This window comes from Arthrobacter sp. B10-11, assembly GCF_033142195.1.
Classification (GTDB): Bacteria; Actinomycetota; Actinomycetes; order Actinomycetales; family Micrococcaceae; genus Arthrobacter; species Arthrobacter oryzae_C.
This window is the reverse complement of the sequence record NZ_JAWMTH010000001.1, coordinates 723,022-738,601: the sequence shown is the minus strand read 5'-3', so window position 1 is coordinate 738,601 and position 15,580 is coordinate 723,022. Positions and strand designations below refer to the sequence as shown.

Annotated in this window: 18 protein-coding genes; 3 read left to right on the top strand and 15 right to left on the bottom strand. The window is 63.4% G+C overall.

What is annotated here, in order from left to right:
* Nucleotides 1-13: 13 nt before the first annotated feature.
* The 12 genes from RW112_RS03430 to RW112_RS03375 form a co-directional block, all read right to left on the bottom strand.
* Nucleotides 14-1,039 (bottom strand): pilus assembly protein TadG-related protein, encoded by a 1,026-nt coding sequence (locus tag RW112_RS03430; protein WP_317780428.1) that lies wholly within the window; start codon nucleotides 1,037-1,039, stop codon nucleotides 14-16.
* A 5-nt stretch (nucleotides 1,040-1,044) separates the two neighbouring features.
* Complete coding sequence (locus tag RW112_RS03425; RefSeq protein WP_317780427.1) at nucleotides 1,045-1,434, bottom strand: TadE/TadG family type IV pilus assembly protein; 390 nt, start codon at nucleotides 1,432-1,434, stop codon at nucleotides 1,045-1,047.
* Between the two features lie 116 nt (nucleotides 1,435-1,550).
* The gene (locus tag RW112_RS03420; protein WP_317780426.1) at nucleotides 1,551-1,778 is read right to left on the bottom strand and encodes a Flp family type IVb pilin; all 228 of its coding nucleotides are present in this window, start codon (nucleotides 1,776-1,778) and stop codon (nucleotides 1,551-1,553) included.
* A 395-nt stretch (nucleotides 1,779-2,173) separates the two neighbouring features.
* The gene (locus tag RW112_RS03415; RefSeq protein ID WP_317780425.1) at nucleotides 2,174-3,052 is read right to left on the bottom strand and encodes a type II secretion system F family protein; all 879 of its coding nucleotides are present in this window, start codon (nucleotides 3,050-3,052) and stop codon (nucleotides 2,174-2,176) included.
* A gap of 11 nt (nucleotides 3,053-3,063) precedes the next feature.
* Nucleotides 3,064-4,008 (bottom strand): type II secretion system F family protein, encoded by a 945-nt coding sequence (locus tag RW112_RS03410; protein WP_317780424.1) that lies wholly within the window; start codon nucleotides 4,006-4,008, stop codon nucleotides 3,064-3,066.
* Nucleotides 4,009-4,010: 2 nt separating this feature from the next.
* Nucleotides 4,011-5,480, bottom strand: coding sequence for a CpaF family protein (locus RW112_RS03405; RefSeq protein WP_317780423.1), 1,470 nt, complete (start codon nucleotides 5,478-5,480; stop codon nucleotides 4,011-4,013).
* Nucleotides 5,477-6,676 (bottom strand): CpaE family protein, encoded by a 1,200-nt coding sequence (locus RW112_RS03400; RefSeq protein ID WP_317780422.1) that lies wholly within the window; start codon nucleotides 6,674-6,676, stop codon nucleotides 5,477-5,479. The genes RW112_RS03405 and RW112_RS03400 overlap by 4 nt, the downstream gene beginning before the upstream one ends.
* Complete coding sequence (locus RW112_RS03395; RefSeq protein ID WP_317780421.1) at nucleotides 6,676-7,446, bottom strand: Flp pilus assembly protein CpaB; 771 nt, start codon at nucleotides 7,444-7,446, stop codon at nucleotides 6,676-6,678. The genes RW112_RS03400 and RW112_RS03395 overlap by 1 nt, the downstream gene beginning before the upstream one ends.
* 72 nt (nucleotides 7,447-7,518) lie before the next feature.
* Nucleotides 7,519-8,577, bottom strand: a complete 1,059-nt coding sequence (locus RW112_RS03390) for a Tad domain-containing protein (protein WP_317780420.1) — start codon at nucleotides 8,575-8,577, stop codon at nucleotides 7,519-7,521.
* Complete coding sequence (locus RW112_RS03385; RefSeq protein WP_305941766.1) at nucleotides 8,565-8,972, bottom strand: TadE/TadG family type IV pilus assembly protein; 408 nt, start codon at nucleotides 8,970-8,972, stop codon at nucleotides 8,565-8,567. Before RW112_RS03385 ends, RW112_RS03390 begins: the two co-directional genes overlap by 13 nt.
* Nucleotides 8,973-9,083: 111 nt before the next feature.
* The gene (locus RW112_RS03380; RefSeq protein WP_305941765.1) at nucleotides 9,084-9,278 is read right to left on the bottom strand and encodes a Flp family type IVb pilin; all 195 of its coding nucleotides are present in this window, start codon (nucleotides 9,276-9,278) and stop codon (nucleotides 9,084-9,086) included.
* Between the two features lie 225 nt (nucleotides 9,279-9,503).
* Nucleotides 9,504-10,196, bottom strand: coding sequence for an A24 family peptidase (locus tag RW112_RS03375; RefSeq protein ID WP_317780419.1), 693 nt, complete (start codon nucleotides 10,194-10,196; stop codon nucleotides 9,504-9,506).
* A 324-nt stretch (nucleotides 10,197-10,520) separates the two neighbouring features.
* Here RW112_RS03375 and rplM point away from each other — a divergent pair, with 324 nt between their 5' ends.
* The 3 genes from rplM to glmM all read left to right on the top strand — a co-directional run bounded on the left by rplM (nucleotide 10,521) and on the right by glmM (nucleotide 13,034).
* Complete coding sequence (gene rplM / locus RW112_RS03370) at nucleotides 10,521-10,964, top strand: 50S ribosomal protein L13 (protein WP_011692756.1); 444 nt, start codon at nucleotides 10,521-10,523, stop codon at nucleotides 10,962-10,964.
* Between the two features lie 38 nt (nucleotides 10,965-11,002).
* Entirely contained in the window at nucleotides 11,003-11,509 is a 507-nt protein-coding gene (rpsI, locus tag RW112_RS03365; RefSeq protein ID WP_205652756.1) for a 30S ribosomal protein S9, read from the top strand.
* A gap of 166 nt (nucleotides 11,510-11,675) precedes the next feature.
* Nucleotides 11,676-13,034 carry a phosphoglucosamine mutase gene (gene glmM / locus RW112_RS03360; protein ID WP_317780418.1) on the top strand — a complete coding sequence of 453 codons (1,359 nt, stop codon included), beginning with the start codon at nucleotides 11,676-11,678 and terminating at the stop codon, nucleotides 13,032-13,034.
* Between the two features lie 79 nt (nucleotides 13,035-13,113).
* Here the strand turns inward: glmM and mscL are convergent, their stop codons facing one another.
* The 3 genes from mscL to coaA form a co-directional block, all read right to left on the bottom strand.
* On the bottom strand, nucleotides 13,114-13,509 hold the full coding sequence (gene mscL, locus RW112_RS03355) for a large conductance mechanosensitive channel protein MscL (protein WP_317780417.1): 396 nt from the start codon (nucleotides 13,507-13,509) through the stop codon (nucleotides 13,114-13,116).
* 91 nt (nucleotides 13,510-13,600) lie between these two features.
* A complete protein-coding gene (locus RW112_RS03350; RefSeq protein ID WP_317780416.1) occupies nucleotides 13,601-14,515 on the bottom strand; it encodes a M15 family metallopeptidase in 915 nt (304 codons plus the stop codon).
* A 5-nt stretch (nucleotides 14,516-14,520) separates the two neighbouring features.
* Entirely contained in the window at nucleotides 14,521-15,495 is a 975-nt protein-coding gene (gene coaA, locus RW112_RS03345; RefSeq protein ID WP_200891038.1) for a type I pantothenate kinase, read from the bottom strand.
* Nucleotides 15,496-15,580: the final 85 nt, after the last annotated feature.

Here is a 15,580-nt window from a genome sequence, read left to right as displayed (position 1 = left end):
GGGGATGCATGAGCTAATTTCTGAGCGCAACGACGGTCGCGCCGTCCGGGTTGACCGGGCCTAGCGTGTAGCCGTTGGCCAGGGAAACATATTTGACGAAAGTTCCGATAATTCCGCGGCAGGGCTCCCTGCATTCAAGGTCGGCCGGGACGTCCGGGGTCCGGTTGCGGAAAGTGTAGGGAAGCCCCGAACTGCCAACCTTCCACCCGGCAACCTTGAAGGCGGCAAACGTTGTCAGCCCGTAGATAGCGTTGGTTCCGGTTCCGACAACGGAATTGAAGATCGGCAGCAAAACGATGACGTCCTTGCCGGCGGTCAAGTCCGCCGCCCAGCCGTTCAGCGTGGCCTCGCAATGTGGAGGCGCATTGTTGCCGGTGTCGCCGCCTGCGGTGCTTATTGCGATGTCGATCAGGGCGCCGCACTGGTTGGCATCCTGTTTGAGACCGCCGAATCCGCCTTGTACAAATGCACCCGACGGGCCGTAATTACAGTCGACGTTGGCGTTCTTTCCATGTAGCTGGAGCAGCTGCATGATATTCGTGCTGTCGCGAACCTGGCAGACGGACACGGTGATGGGAAAGGGAGTGGTCCCCTTTTCGGGACTGCCCCAGACGACTGTCGACGGCGCATTGACCTCGGCCGAGTCCATGCCCAGTACCCGGGCGAAGAAGAGGGAGACTTCGTTGGGAGATTTGCCGGCTTCCTGCGAAGCCGCGGTGACTGTCACGGTGCGCGCGGCCTTGTCCAGCGCGGTGGATTTGATGTTGCTGAGGCGGTCGTTGGCGTTGCCGTTGGTGAGGGCTGCTGCCAGGGTTGATGTGGCGGAGCAGTCGGGATCAATGGCGCTCTTGGCGCATTTTTGGGCTATGGCGAGGGCGGCTGCGTCGGCTCCGTTGCGGAGCTGGGTCCGTTCGGCGTAGAGCATTCCGACGTCCACCGCGATGGCCCCGAAGCCCAGGAGCACCACCAGCAGGATGGCGACCAGAACGCTCGCGGCGCCGCGTTCGCCGTCGTGCTTGCTGTTTTGAGACTGATGCAAATGTGTCAGCCGCCGCACAGCATGGCCCCCTTGCCGGTCATCGGAAACGGTCCGGCGATGCCGGTCATGGTGGAGAGGTTGTAGCTGATGGTGACGGTCATGCGGTTGCCCGGTGCGCAGCTGGTGGTGCCGGTATCGAGATTCTTGAAGGCGATGTTCGTGTCCGCCAGCCCGGGCTTAAGGGACACTGCCGTGCTCTTCGCCGCGGTGTTGGCAGCAGACATGTTGTTGGAGATGGCCATCACGCGCACGCCTTCGCGTGCTGCGGCGGAGAGTGAGGCCTGGGCGTTATAGGCCCGGCCAAACTCCACGATGCCCAGGAGCAGCATGACGAGGACAGGTGCCAGGATCGCAAATTCGACCGCTACGGCTCCGCGCTCGGATGCCCTGGACATGGTGGTGCCTTTCGTTCAGGCCAATGGGAGGGTGGTGACAGCGAAAGTGGCGGCGGCTTGGGTGCCGCCGCCACTTCGTTGGTGGACGTGCCCGGGGCGCGTCGGGAGGGTGGGGACTAGGGGGTGCAGGTGCCCAGGCCGGCATCAGCGCCCGCGGTGTAGGTGCCGCTGCTGACGGAGCACGAAACCTGGGTGAACATGTCCGTTAGGGTTCCGCCTAGAAGCGTGACGGCGACGATGATCACGACGGCGATGAGGGCAACCATGATGCCGTATTCGACGGCGGTGGCGCCGGTCTCTTCACGGCGGAGGCGGGATGCGAGGTTGGTGTAGAGAGAAAGCATGGGGACTCCTGAGCGAGTTTGGGTGGCTGGTCCTGCACCAGCTCTGCCAAAAAAGTAGCAAGCACTGTCCTGCTATTTGCCGGATCTTCGAGCATCCTGCGCCAAGCCTGCCCGTCTTGCGCGTCCGCTGCGCTAATCCTGCGCTGAGCCTGCTCCCGTGTTGCGAAATCGGCGCACGCAAAAGAACTCCCTCAGCCTGGCGGGCTGAGGGAGTTCATGTACTCCGTGAGTGGGTGTTTCGGTTTCCCCAGGAAGGCCCTGAACGAGCACTCACACGCGCTCAGGGCCTTCGCCCGGCGTGAGATCCCGCTCCTCGGCGCCGGGTGGCAACGGATCTCCACGGTTCTGGGTACCGGGGAGATCCGGGTCTTGGGCCGGAAGAACCGGCGGGTTGGTTAGCTCAAAGCCTCGACGATGCTGATGGCTGCGGGGCCGAGGAGAACGATGAAGAGCACGGGAAAGATGAACAGCAGGAGCGGGAACAAAACTTTCACCGGCAGCTTCATGGCTTTTTCTTCGGCCCGTTGCCGGCGCTTGACCCTGGCTTGCTTGGCCTGGGTACGAAGCACCTTCGCGATGCCGATGCCGTACTTATCGGCCTGGACCACCGCCCGCACGAAACTCCGCAGGTCCTGGACGGAAGAACGGGCCGCCAGTGCGGCGTAGGCTTCCTGGCGAGGGCGGCCCACCTGGATGTCCTGCAGTGTCCGCATCAGCTCCTGGGCCAGCGGGCCGCCACCGTATTCCCCCGCCCTGGCCATTGCCGACTCGAAGCCGAGGCCGGCCTCAACCGAAATCAACATTTGGTCGAGGGTATTCGGAAGCTCGAGCTCGATGGCCTGCTGGCGCTTGATGCCTTTGTTGTAGACCAGGAGGTCAGGGACAAAGTAGAACAACACCGTGATGAAGAGGGCCAAACCGAAAATCGGAGGCGTCGGGGCCTTGCTGATGAGAAGCAGGCCGAACAGGGCGCCGCCCAGGGCGAGGAGCGGCTTCGAGATGATGAGCTTTTCCAGCGGCATGGATTCCGGACGTCCTGCCAGGGCAAGCCACCGGTCCAGTTTCGCCTCATAGCTGCCGGGGGTGAGCCGCTTGGAGATCCCCAGGAAGATCGGGGTCCTCTGGATCGCGGAAGTGGAGCTCTGGGTAAAGCCTTGTCCCAGATTCGTTTGGACGGCCAGTGCACCGCGCCGGTCCAGCGTAACCAGAACCCAGGTGAAGTAGGCCAAGGGCAGCACAACCGCTGCAATGATCAGCCAGGCTATCGGAGTCATGGCATTCCTCCCTAGAACTTAATCTTGACGGTGCGGCTCATCCAGAAGCCGCCGATGACGAACATCAGAATGCTGGCAATGAACAAAATGATGCCGATGGGATGGGTGAAGAAGACGTTCATGTAACCGGGGTTCATGATCCCGATGATCAGGGCCACTCCCACCGGCATGGCCATCAGGATCCAGGCGGACATCTTGCCTTCTGCGCTGAGGGAGCGCACCTGGCCCTTGATCTCGCTGCGCTCACGGATGGTGCCGGCGACTTCCTCCAGGACCTCGGCAAGATCGCCGCCGACCTCCCGGTTGATCTGGATCGCCTGGCCAATCCAGCGGAAGTCTTCGCTGTCCATGCGTTCGGCAACTTCGTCCAGAGCTTGCCGGGCGTCCTTGCCGACCCGCGTTTCGGTGACTACGCGGGACAGCTCCTCCGACGTCGGGGCGTCAGCCTCCTGAGCCGCCGCTTCGATCGACCTCATGACACTGTGGCCGACCCGAAGGCCGCCGATCAGCATCTGGATGGTGTCTGTGAGCTGGGACTCGAACCGCCCCCGACGTTTGTCCCTGAGCACGGACAGGACGAGCCGTGCCAGGAACGGCGTGGCGATGGCGAACAGGATTCCGAGGAGCAGGTTCGTCAGCAGTGTGACGATGGTGCCGGCCAGGAACGAAGCCACGAGGACCATCACCGTGAAATCGGCGGGGGCCATTTTCACGCCGGCGTTGTAAAGCACGGCTGCGTTATACGGGCCGCCGGAATCGCCGATGACGCCGCCCATGGCGTTTACTGCGGTGTTTGAGACCCGGCTCATGGCTGACTGGCCCTGGTATGAGGCATCCGGGCGCCTTCTATTGGCCGGAATCGAGCCGTAGCGGGGCTTCAGGACAACCAGGAACAAGACGAGCAGGGCCCCGAAGCAAAGTGCGAGGGCCGCGATGAAGAGTGCTGGCGATTCCACGGTTACCGCCTTCCCGCCGCGACGGGCGCAGCGCCGAAGATGGCCGGCGAGACGGAGATACCGAGGTCGGAAAAGCGGTCCAGGAACCGCGGCCGTATCCCTGTTGAGACAGGCCGCCCCAAGAAGCGGCCCTGGGCGTCCATGCCTGCGGAGTAATCAAAGAGGAATGCGTCCTGGAGTGTGACGATGTCTCCCTCCATGCCCTGCACTTCAGTTACGTGCGTGACCCGGCGGCTTCCATCGCGGAGCCTGGTCACCTGGACGATGAGGTCCACAGCGGACGAGACCTGTTCCCGGATGGCCCGGAGCGGAAGATCCATGCCGGCCATCAGCACGAGGGTTTCCAAACGGGCGACGGCGTCACGCGGCGAATTAGCGTGCACAGTGGACAGCGAACCGTCGTGCCCGGTGTTCATGGCCTGCAGCATGTCCAAGGACTCGCCGCCACGTACTTCGCCAACGATGATCCGGTCCGGCCGCATGCGGAGGGAATTTCGAACCAGCTCGCGGATGCTCACGGCACCCTTGCCCTCAATGTTCGGTGGCCGGCTTTCCAGCCTCACCACATGGTCCTGCTGCAGCTGGAGTTCAACCGCGTCCTCGATGGTCACAATGCGGTCATCCTCCGGGATGAACGACGAGAGAACGTTCAGGAGCGTGGTTTTACCGGTACCGGTACCGCCGGAGACAATGATGTTCAGCCGCGCCCGGACGCAGGCACTGAGCAGCTCCGCCATCTCGGGAGTCACGGAGCCCCAGTCAATCAGGTTCTGGACCGTCAAAGGCACGTGGCTGAATTTGCGGATGGTCAGCGAGGGCCCGTTCACCGCCAGGGGAGGAATGATCGCGTTCACACGCGAGCCGTCTTCCAGCCGGGCGTCGACCAGGGGCGAAGATTCATCGATGCGCCGGCCCACCCGTGACACAATCCGCTCGATGACTTTCCGCAAGTGGTCATCGGAACTGAACTGATAACCCGTCAGGGTCAGGTGTCCGTGCCTTTCGATGTAGATCTGGTCATAACGGTTGACCATGATTTCAGTGACCGAAGGATCTTCAAGGAGCCGTTGGAGGGGGCCATAGCCCATGACCTCGTCGGCAATCTCCCGGATAAGCCGCCGCCGTTCTTCCGGGGACAGCGGGACCTGCTCCTGGTCGATCACCGCGGAGAGTTCTTCGACGGCGGCGGACCGAAGGTCTTCTTCCGATGACGAAGCGTCGGCCGAGCGGTTACCCATTCGTTCAAACAGGGCGAGTGCCGCCCGTTGCTTCAAGCCCGCCAGCGCATCGACGGCCTGGACCACCGGGGCGCCGCCCAGATTCAACGCTGAGGCAAGCGGCCTGCTGGCCGGAGCGGGCGGCTGCTGTTCGGCGGATGCAGGTACTGCTCCCGGTGTGTCCTGCGCGGGCTGGCCGGATTCGTTATTAGTCCCGTCACTCTGTGAGCGGGCCAGGCGATCTGAAAGTTTCATGACACAACCACCCTTCGGTGCAGTTTGTTGTGGGAGGAGGACACCCAGGCAGGATCGAAGCGGTCCACCAGCTTTTTGAGGCCCTTCGACGCGGCGTCCCTGGTGGAGCTCTGCAACACCGGGACGCCTCGATTGGTGGTAAACGGAAGGGTGCGTGACCGCGGAATCACGGTATCGATCGGGACGCCGATGGTCGCCTCGACGTCCTGCACCGAGAGGCCGCTCTTCCGGTCGGCGAAGTTGAGCACGGTGTGCCGGCCCTGCGGAAGCAGCTGCAGGTCCTTCAGCACGCTGAAGCACTTGCGCAGGCCCCGGACGCTGGGAACGTCCATCCCGCAAACCCACACACCGTCAGTTGCCAGTTCCAGCGTCGCCAGCACGTGCTCGCCGAGTCCTGGCGCGGTGTCGACCACCACGTACTTGAACTCGCTTGCCAGCTGGTTGATGAGCCGGCTGACATGATCGGCAGTGATGTAGTCGGACTCCGCAGGTGTCCGGGGAGCGCAGAGGGCGTAGATGCCTGCCGGGTGAACCGTGAGGAACGCTTTCAAGACCATGGAGTCCTGGGAAGCGGCGCCGTGCACGGCCTCCGTGATGGAGTGTTCGGGTTCCAGCAACAATCCTGATGCAACGTCCCCGAACTGCAGGTCGAGGTCGACAATCACCACCCCCATGGGCGCCACCTGGCCAAGGCCGATGGCCAGGTTGGTGGCTACCGTGGTTTTGCCGACGCCGCCCTTGGGTGACATGACTGCTATCACCCGTCCGCGTTGCTGGCCCGATTCCGCCGCCGGGGCCATGCCGCGCCGGCGGCTGGCTGAGGCGAGGCAGGCCCGTTCAAGGAGCACCCGCAGGTCGTTGACCACGATTTCCGGGGTGACGACGTCACGGATTCCTGAATGCATGGCCCGGAGTACCAGGTCCGGCGTGGGCTCGGCGACCAGGAGCAGGCTCACCTCGGGGTACTGGAGATCGAAGACGGTTGCGAGCTTCAGCGCATCCTCGGGGGCGACGCCGGGGCCGAGGATCAGAACCTCCGGCGGGGCTCCGTTGAGTTGCGAGAAGACGTCGTCCGGTCCGCCGGAGAGAACGTCCGGCGTGAGCGTTTGCAGCTCACCGTGCAGCGCCCCTGTGATCGCCTGCCGGATGCGCCCCTCAAAGTCCCGGACTGCCGTGATGGCCACAAACCGGCTCATTAGTACAGCCCTCCAAAGGTGGTGACCGGCGGATCGCTCTTGGTGGACGTATCGGTCTGCTTGGCGAGCCAGATGGTGCCGAATTCGGCGCCGTAGACCAGCTTGGCAGCATCGGCGTCGCTCCTGGCCACCGTGATAAAGGCGGATCCGTTAGGCATTTCGATGCCCTTCTCCGTGGTGCCACCGGAGTTCTTTTCCGTCTCCGGCGCAGCTTTCTGAACCGCGGTCACCAGGACGTCGTGGAAGAGAAGGCCGGTGGACTGTTTCCACCCTTTGACCTCGGCCGGAACATTTGCGCCGGCCGGCATCTCTTCCTCGGACTTGAAGGAGGTGTAGACGGTCACCTTGTCGCCAGCTTCGAGCCGGCCGCCAAGGATCCGTTCGGGTGCGAGGAGGAAGGTGACTTCTTCCAGGCCGTCAGGCACCGGTACGGTGCCGGGCAGGAGATCGCGGGGGTCCACGAGCCTGGCCTTGAGGAGCTGCTCACCGGGCTCGAGGCCCACAGAGGTGATCTTTCCCTTGTAATCGCTCAGGCTTTCGATGGCACCGTCCGGGACGGCGGCCTGCGGTATTGCTTCGAGCTGGACCTTGTTGTTGAGGTCTTCAGCCTTGGTTCCGGCGGGAATTGACTCTTTGACAACCAGGACATTGACGGGTTCGAGACCTTGCGCTGCCCTGTTGTCGGCTCCCTGGACGTATACAACCAGTAGTACGGTTCCGGTGATTGCCAACAGCAGTGCTGCGATGCCTCCCAGTAGGCGTGATTTCACTTGACTAGCTCCTTGTCGATTTCTTAGTGCGACTTTTTGATGCGACGGTTTCGCGTACGGAGGACTCAGCGGCTATTCGGAAAGCCAGACTGACGACGCTCCGTAGTTGGGGTTTCCACCGCTCGATGCCAGACCCTCGGCCAGGGAGACGTAGCGGGTGAAATAGCCCTGGATGCCACGGCAGTTGCCGGTGCACGAGGGTGCTGCGGGGTCCAGGTTTGTGAGTGACGGACCGCCGCCAAACTTGTATCCGGTGACTTGGAATGCGATGAATCCGACCAGACCGTACGTAGCGTGCTGGCCGTTGCCGGTCGCGGTGCTGAAGATCGGGATGAGTACGGGCTCTTCCATGAGTCCGGCAAGTATCGCCGTGCATTCGCTCGGGAAGTCATTGCCGGGGTCGTTACCGATCTCCGCTTCGGCGATGTTGATGTCCGCCGAGCATCCGGTGTCCCGGTCCAGCCAGCCGAAGCCGCCCTCGGCATAACCGTTTTGCGGGACGCAGCCCGGGTAATCCGGGGTGTTCTCGTCGTAGCGGAGGAGGATGTGGGTCGGGATCGGATCGCCGGTGAAGGTTTGGGTGGAGTTCAGTTCCGCCAGCTGGCTCGGCGAAAGGTACTGCTCGAAGACACACTGGCTGATGGTCCAGGGCAGCGTCGTAGCTTCATTCGGTGCGCCCCAGGTGGCCTCGGCCACTGCCCGGATGTCGGTGGTTTCAAACCCCATGACCCTGGCGAAGAAGAGCGAGAACGCATTTGCTCCCGAGCCGGCATCGCGGGTGTTGGTTTGAACGCGAACCGTCGTGGCGCTCGGGAAGGTGATGGAGGAGACGCCACTGGAGCTGTCATTGCTGTTGGAGTTGGCCAGGAGCTGGCCGGTTGCGTTCACATCCCCGCAAGAGCCGTTGGCGCAATCCCCGGCGATGGCCAGGGCGGACGAGTCGGCGCCGTTCTGAAGCTGCGCCTTTTCCGCGTACATGGCCCCCACGTCGACGGCGATGGCTGCGAAGCCCATCAGGACCACCAGCAGGAGGGCCACAAAGATGGTTGCCGCTCCGCGCTCGTTGTCAGAACCACGGGTCCTAGCGACATGCCGGCCTTTGCTACTGCGACGCGCTGTCAGCCACCGCATCTCATCACCCCTACTCCCGTCATGTTCAAGGGAAATATGACCGGCTGGCCAAAGAAGCCGGCATCAAGGAAGCCGGACAATGATGGAAGGGTCAGGCTGGTGGTGACTGTGACGTCGGACCCCTCCGAGCAGCTCCCGGCGTTGCTTGTGACCCCCATGCCCAGGCCCGCCAGAGATGGCGCGGCGGCGGCGGCAGTCCCGGCGACGTCGAGAGAGCCGTCGTCGTAATGGATGGCGGCATGGCGGGCACCTTCGCGCGCTGCCTGGGTGAGCGACACCTGAACGTTCAGGGCCCGCCCGAATTCCATAATGCCGATGACCAGCAACAGCAGCACGGGAAGGACAATTGCCATTTCCACTGCCACGGCCCCGCGTTCTTTCTTTTTTGATTTCACGACGGTCTCCCCAGACACTTCGTTTTCCATTGGCGGATTGCCCGGAAATGCAACTGTTCCGGTGGCGGCGACTGCCGCCACCGGAACAGAGGCAATACCGAGGGTTGCGGGCTACAGGTTGCCTGCGACACCCGTGAAGAGGTTGGCGATGGCCGGGCCCAGGATGAGGAGGGCGGCGATGACGACGACGGCGATGAGTGCGACCATCAGGCCGTACTCAACCATCGTGGCGCCCTTCTCTTCCCGGGTGAGGCGGGTCTTGACGCCGGCGATAAAAGCAACCATGGAGACCAGTGCAGAGTTCATTTTCGTGTTCCTTTTTGTGAGTGCTGAATTGGCTTCGAATTCCCCGCTCCCCCCAAGAAGGTGTTGCTGGAACTTCGATGCACTAAGGAATACAGGAGTCACAAATAGCCACACAATGAGTGGATGTACTCGTCTTTTTCACACCAGAATCGGCTGTCTACTTGGTGTTACAGCCCTTTATTCCTGCTACCCAAGTACGCGACTACTTGGTGTACTCGGAAACGGCTACCGGGGAAACACGGAGGGCAGGAGAACCCGGCCGATCTCGTTGCCCCAGAGCACAGCCAGTAGGCAGCCCAGGAACATGGACGGACCGAAGGGGACTGAGGTCTTCCGCCCCGCCAATCCGCTTGTAACAAGGATCACACTGGTCACTGCGCCCACAATAAAACCAAGGGCTATACCCAGTATCAAGTGGCCAATAGAGAGGTAGCCCAAGTACAAACCAAGTGGTGCTGAGAGCTTGACGTCGCCCATCCCCATTCCGCGGGGAGAAATGAGGGCCAAAATCAGGTAAATCACGAAAGTTACGGCGCATCCGATGGCTGCTACGAGCAGATTTCCCCACCGCTGGTTCATGGCGGCATCCAAAAGCAGCAGCAAAAGCCCGATTCCGAGCGTGGGAACGACCATCCTGTTGGGCAGCAGCTTGTGCTGGAGGTCGACCCGGGAGAGTAGAAGGCCAGCTGCGCAGAGGAATAGAAAGGCGGGAAGCGCCCACGACCACCCGAATCGCCAGGCCATCGCCCCGCAAAGCAGCGCGGTGCCAACGGCGCCGGCCACACCGTGCCAGCGGACATGCCCCAGCTCAATGGCGGGCAGCAATTTCCGCGCGACCTGCAGGGCGAGGGGGGCCGCGGCGAGGCCCAGGACCGCGCAGGCAATCACCAGCGGGGCAACCGGGGGCAATTCGGTCAAAGGGGCACCTCAGCTCGAAGTTTGTTCGTGATTCTCGCTGCGGGCCCCGGGCAGGGACCGGCGCAGGCAGGCTACCAAGAGCCTATTTTGACCAGCGGCCTCAGTACCCGCTATTCTTGATAGTCGTTGTGCGTGTCCTTTCTCGATGATGCGTGCCCGCTGAGAATCCGGTTGCAGGATAACTACTCCTCGGGCACATTCGAGACGTCTGGACCACTGGATTCATAGAGCCCTCACCTCTGTTCCGGTAGCGCATAGATAGTAGGTGCACACGCTTACGTGACACCTAAACAAGAACGCCAGAACAAGAACGAGGCAAACACCGTGCGTACGTACACCCCGAAGCCCGGCGATATCAACCGCCAGTGGCACGTCATTGACGCCACCGACGTTGTCCTTGGTCGTCTCGCCAGCCAGACCGCAATCCTGCTGCGCGGCAAGCACAAGGCCACCTTCGCTCCCCACATGGACATGGGCGATTTCGTCATCATCATCAACGCCGAGAAGGTTGCCCTCACCGGCGCCAAGCTCGAGCAGAAGCGCGCTTACCGCCACTCCGGCTACCCGGGCGGCCTGACCTCCGTCAACTACGCGGAGCTGCTGGAATCCAACCCGGTCCGCGCCGTGGAGAAGGCCATCAAGGGCATGCTCCCGAAGAACTCCCTCGCTGCACAGCAGCTGGGCAAGCTGAAGGTTTACCGCGGTGCAGAGCACCCGCACGCCGCCCAGCAGCCCAAGACTTTCGAAATTTCCCAGGTCGCCCAGTAGTCCTGGCCACCAAACAACTTATCTATACAAGGAGAACCGTGGCTCAGAACGAAGAGACCACCGAAGCCGTTGAGGCAGAGGAAACCCTGACCAGCTACACCTCGGAAAGTGGAGCTGCTGAAGCTGCTGCGCCGAAGAAGGAGCGCCCGGCACTGACCGTTGCCGGCGCAGCTGTTGGCCGCCGCAAGGAAGCTGTTGCACGCGTTCGCGTTGTGCCCGGCTCCGGCAAGTGGACCATCAACGGCCGCGAGCTGGCGAACTACTTCCCGAACAAGCTGCACCAGCAGGACGTCAACGAACCCTTCAAGATCCTCGATCTTGACGGCGCCTACGACGTCATCGCCCGCATCCACGGCGGTGGCCCTTCCGGCCAGGCCGGTGCACTGCGTCTCGGCATCGCCCGTTCACTGAACGAGATCGACGTCGAGAACAACCGCGCCACCCTGAAGAAGGCGGGCTACCTTACCCGTGACGCACGCGTCATCGAGCGTAAGAAGGCTGGTCTCAAGAAGGCCCGCAAGGCTCAGCAGTACTCCAAGCGCTAAATCCGCTTCCCGAAAGCCCGTCTCGCCACTCGGCGGGGCGGGCTTTCGCCGTTAAGAAAAAGATAGTCGGCCCGTGGCGCCCGGCCCTTGGTGTTAGTGCCACTGTTCCGTGCAGCGGTGCGAGCCAAAGACGGCCTCGGCAGGTCCATCGTCTAAACTTGACCCGATGTCTAGATTATTTGGAACAGATGGTGTCCGGGGCCTGGCTAACGGCCTGCTCACAGCAGAGCTGGCGATGCAGCTGGCGCAAGCGGCCGCCGTCGTACTCGGCCACGAACGCAGCACGAACGGCAGCCGGCCACGTGCCGTCGTGGCCCGCGATCCGCGTGCCAGCGGCGAGTTCATTTCGGCAGCCGTCTCGGCGGGACTGTCCAGCTCAGGCATCGACGTCTACGACGCCGGGGTTCTGCCCACTCCGGCCGCCGCCTACCTGGTGGCCGACCTCAACGCCGACTTCGGTGTCATGATCTCCGCGTCCCACAACCCGGCGCCGGACAACGGCATCAAATTCTTCGCCAGGGGCGGCCAGAAGCTGCCTGACGAGGTGGAAGACGCCATCGAGGCCCAGATGGGCAAGGAACCGGTCAGGCCCACAGGGAGCGATGTAGGCCGCATCCAGACCTTCTCCGACGCGGAGGACCGCTACATTGTCCACCTGCTCGGGACGCTGCCGCACCGGCTCGACGGGCTGAAGGTTGTCCTGGACTGCGCCCACGGTGCTGCCAGCGGCTGTTCACCGCAGCTCTTCAACGACGCCGGCGCCGAGATCGTGGTCATCGGTGCTGAACCCGACGGCCTGAACATCAACGACGGCGTGGGCTCGACCCACCTTGGCGCCCTGCAGCGTGCCGTGGTGGAACACGGTGCCGACCTGGGCATCGCCCACGACGGTGACGCCGACCGGTGCCTGGCCATCGACCATGAAGGCAACGAGGTGGACGGTGACCAGATCATGGCCATCCTCGCCTTGGCGCTGAAGGAATCGGGCAAGCTCAAGGACAACGTCCTGGTGGCCACCGTCATGAGCAACCTCGGTCTGAAGATCGCCCTCCGCAACGCCGGCATCACCATCCGGGAGACCGCCGTGGGGGACCGCTACGTTCTGGAGGAAATGCGCGACGGCGGGTACAACCTTGGCGGCGAACAGTCCGGTCACGTGATTTTCGCTGATCACGCCACCACGGGCGACGGCCTCCTGACCGGCCTGCAGCTGGCTGCGCAGGTGGCCCTCACGGGCCGGCCGCTGAAGGACCTGGCCACAGTGATGACAAAGCTTCCTCAGCTGATGATCAACGTTAAGAACGTGGACAAGGCCCGGGCCGGCACCGACGAGGGTGTCCTGGCCGCCGTGGCTGAAGCCTCTGCGGAACTCGGCGAGACCGGCCGCGTGCTCCTGCGCCCGTCCGGAACCGAAGCCTTGGTGCGCGTGATGGTGGAGGCTGCCGACATGCCCACCGCCGAGCGCATCTGCAAGCACCTTGCGGCCGTTGTGGAAGAACGCCTGGCCGTGGCACCGGCCGCCTAGGCTCAGTCCCCGCCGTAGCGATCCAGACAAGAAGAAAGCGGTCCGCCTCCAGCTGGGGGCGGACCGCTGTCGTAAGGATTTACGGCCTGGAGCTGCCGCTCCGGAGTGAGTCGCGGATTTCGGTGAGGAGTGCGATCTGCGGGTCTTCGGCGGCCTCTTCCTTGACCCCGGTATCAATACCGAGCCGGCGGTTGCGGCGTTCGATCATGTGGTTCATCGGCATGATGACCACGAAGTAGATGGCGGCTGCCACCAGCAGGAACGAAATGATGGAGGAGATGACGGAGCCGTACATGAACCCCTCCCACTGCATTTCTTCAATGCCCTTGGCACTGAACAGGCGGCCGATCAGGGGAGTCAGCAAGCCCTCGACGATTGAGGTCACGACAGCGCCGAAGGCGGCACCCATGACCACTGCGACGGCAAGGTCTACGACGTTGCCCTTCATGATGAAATTCTTGAATCCGGTCAACATGGGACCCAGCCTAGACCTGCGCTGTAAACACGGTGTGACCGCCAGGTAATATCGCGGGGGTGTGTCGGGGACCACCCACAAGCCTTAGGCCCTACAGATAACCCGGTGCCGCTTCCAGTCCGAAGTACTCCTCCAGCGTGGCGATGCCGCGATTGGCCATGTCCGTCGCGGCCTCCACTCCGACGTACCGCAGGTGCCAGGACTCGTAGTAGTAGCCCGTGATCGGGTGGAACATCCACGGATACCGGACCACGAAGCCGAAGCGGTGCGCGTTGGCCTTTGCCCACACCGCGGCGGGCTGGTCGGCGAAGCATGGCTGGAAACCGCACGCCCCGCCGCCGTCGCCGATGTCAAAGGCCCAACCGCTCTGGTGCTCCGAGTAGCCCGGCCGGGCCGAGGCAGTGTCCGCCTCGGCCTGCCCGCGGGAGGCAACATAGCTGTTGTATGTTGCCGTCTGCGTCCCGTAGGAGCGGTAGCCGCTGGCCAGGGTCATTGCTACGCCGTCCCGTGCGGCCGCAGCGAACATCTGCTCCGCGGCAGCCGCCGTCGTGCTGTTCAGTTGGGCGGCCTCGCCCGAAACCGCGAGCGGGACGTTCGGCTGGACCAAGTCCGCCGGGACGTAGTCGGCGGGGGAGAGCGGACGATGCTTGTTGACCACCAGCCACGGGCTGGCCGGATCCGTCAGCGAATGCTGCCGGGCGAGTCCGGCAGCGGGGGACGTGGGGGTCGCCGCGGCCGTAGGCGTAGGCGCCGATGCCGTCTCGGCCGCAGGTGAGGTCGACGCGGACGTCTCCGCACTTGCCGGCGACGTCGCCGCAGTGGGTGAAGCAGCGGGTGAGGAAGTCGTCGAGGACGACGGCGTTGGCCGGGTTCCGGCGTCGGGCGTGCACGCTGACAGGGCGGTCAGCCCGGCGCCGACGGCCAGCAGCCTGGCGACGGACCGCCTGCTGGGCGTGGTGGCCGCAGCCCGCACCGCTTCCCCGATGACAGCGCAGTTGTGGCACACGTGTGCTAGACCTTCCGCAGCAGCATGCGGCGGATGGAATGGTCCGCTTCCTTGGTCAGCACCAGCTGCGCCCGGCCACGCGTCGGAAGGACATTTTCCTCCAGGTTCGGCTCGTTGATCCGCTTCCAGATGTCGCGGGCGGTGCTTTCGGCTTCCTCGTCGGACAGTGTGGCGTAGCGGTGGAAGTACGATTCGGGTTGGGCGAACGCCGTGGTGCGGAGCTTGCGGAACCGGTCCACATACCACTCCTCGATGTAGGAGGTCTTCGCGTCCACGTAGATGGAAAAGTCGAAGAAGTCGCTCAGCGCCAGGCCCTGCTTGCCGTCGTGGCGCGGTCGGGCCGGCGCCAGGACGTTCAGGCCCTCCACGATCAGCACATCCGGCCGGCGGACCACCACTTCCTTGCCGGGCACGATGTCGTACGTGACGTGCGAGTACCAGGGAGCCCGGACCTCTTCGGCGCCGCCCTTGATCTCACTGACGAAGCGGAGCAGTGCACGGCGGTCGTACGATTCCGGGAAACCCTTGCGTTCCAGGAGGTGCCGCCGCTTGAGCTCGGCCAGGGGATAGAGGAACCCGTCAGTGGTGATGAGCTCCACGTTGGGTGTGCCTGGCCAGCGGCGGAGCATTTCGCGGAGCACGCGGGCGATGGTGGACTTGCCCACGGCCACCGAACCGGCCACACCGATCACAAAGGGCGTGCGCTGCGTTTGTTCGCCGAGGAAGGTGGTGGTGGCAGAGTGCAGTTGGCCCGCGGCCTCCACATAGAGGTGAAGCAGCCGGGAGAGCGGCAGATAGACTTCGCGGACTTCCTTCATGTCCAGCGGATCACCGAGCCCTCTGAGACGGACCACGTCCTCTTCGTTCAGAGGCTGTTCCATCTGGGCTGCGAGCCGGGACCAGGTCTGCCTGTCCAGCTCCACGAACGGGGAGACACCCTCTCCATTCGCTTCATTGCGTTGCAAAGTCACGTTAGAGATTCTGCCTGCCGCGACGCTGAGAGCGAAATGAAGGGCGTCGCAACTGCCGTAATCGCGCCCGGGCACCCCGTCGCAGGCGCCGCAC

Coding starts and splice junctions, on each gene's coding strand:
- RW112_RS03425 (WP_317780427.1), bottom strand. CDS start 1,434: ATGTCCAGGGCATCCGAGCGCGGAGCCGTAGCGGTCGAATTTGCGATC.
- RW112_RS03420 (WP_317780426.1), bottom strand. CDS start 1,778: ATGCTTTCTCTCTACACCAACCTCGCATCCCGCCTCCGCCGTGAAGAG.
- RW112_RS03415 (WP_317780425.1), bottom strand. CDS start 3,052: ATGACTCCGATAGCCTGGCTGATCATTGCAGCGGTTGTGCTGCCCTTG.
- RW112_RS03405 (WP_317780423.1), bottom strand. CDS start 5,480: ATGAAACTTTCAGATCGCCTGGCCCGCTCACAGAGTGACGGGACTAAT.
- RW112_RS03400 (WP_317780422.1), bottom strand. CDS start 6,676: ATGAGCCGGTTTGTGGCCATCACGGCAGTCCGGGACTTTGAGGGGCGC.
- RW112_RS03390 (WP_317780420.1), bottom strand. CDS start 8,577: ATGCGGTGGCTGACAGCGCGTCGCAGTAGCAAAGGCCGGCATGTCGCT.
- RW112_RS03380 (WP_305941765.1), bottom strand. CDS start 9,278: ATGAACTCTGCACTGGTCTCCATGGTTGCTTTTATCGCCGGCGTCAAG.
- glmM (WP_317780418.1), top strand. CDS start 11,676: ATGTCTAGATTATTTGGAACAGATGGTGTCCGGGGCCTGGCTAACGGC.
- mscL (WP_317780417.1), bottom strand. CDS start 13,509: ATGTTGACCGGATTCAAGAATTTCATCATGAAGGGCAACGTCGTAGAC.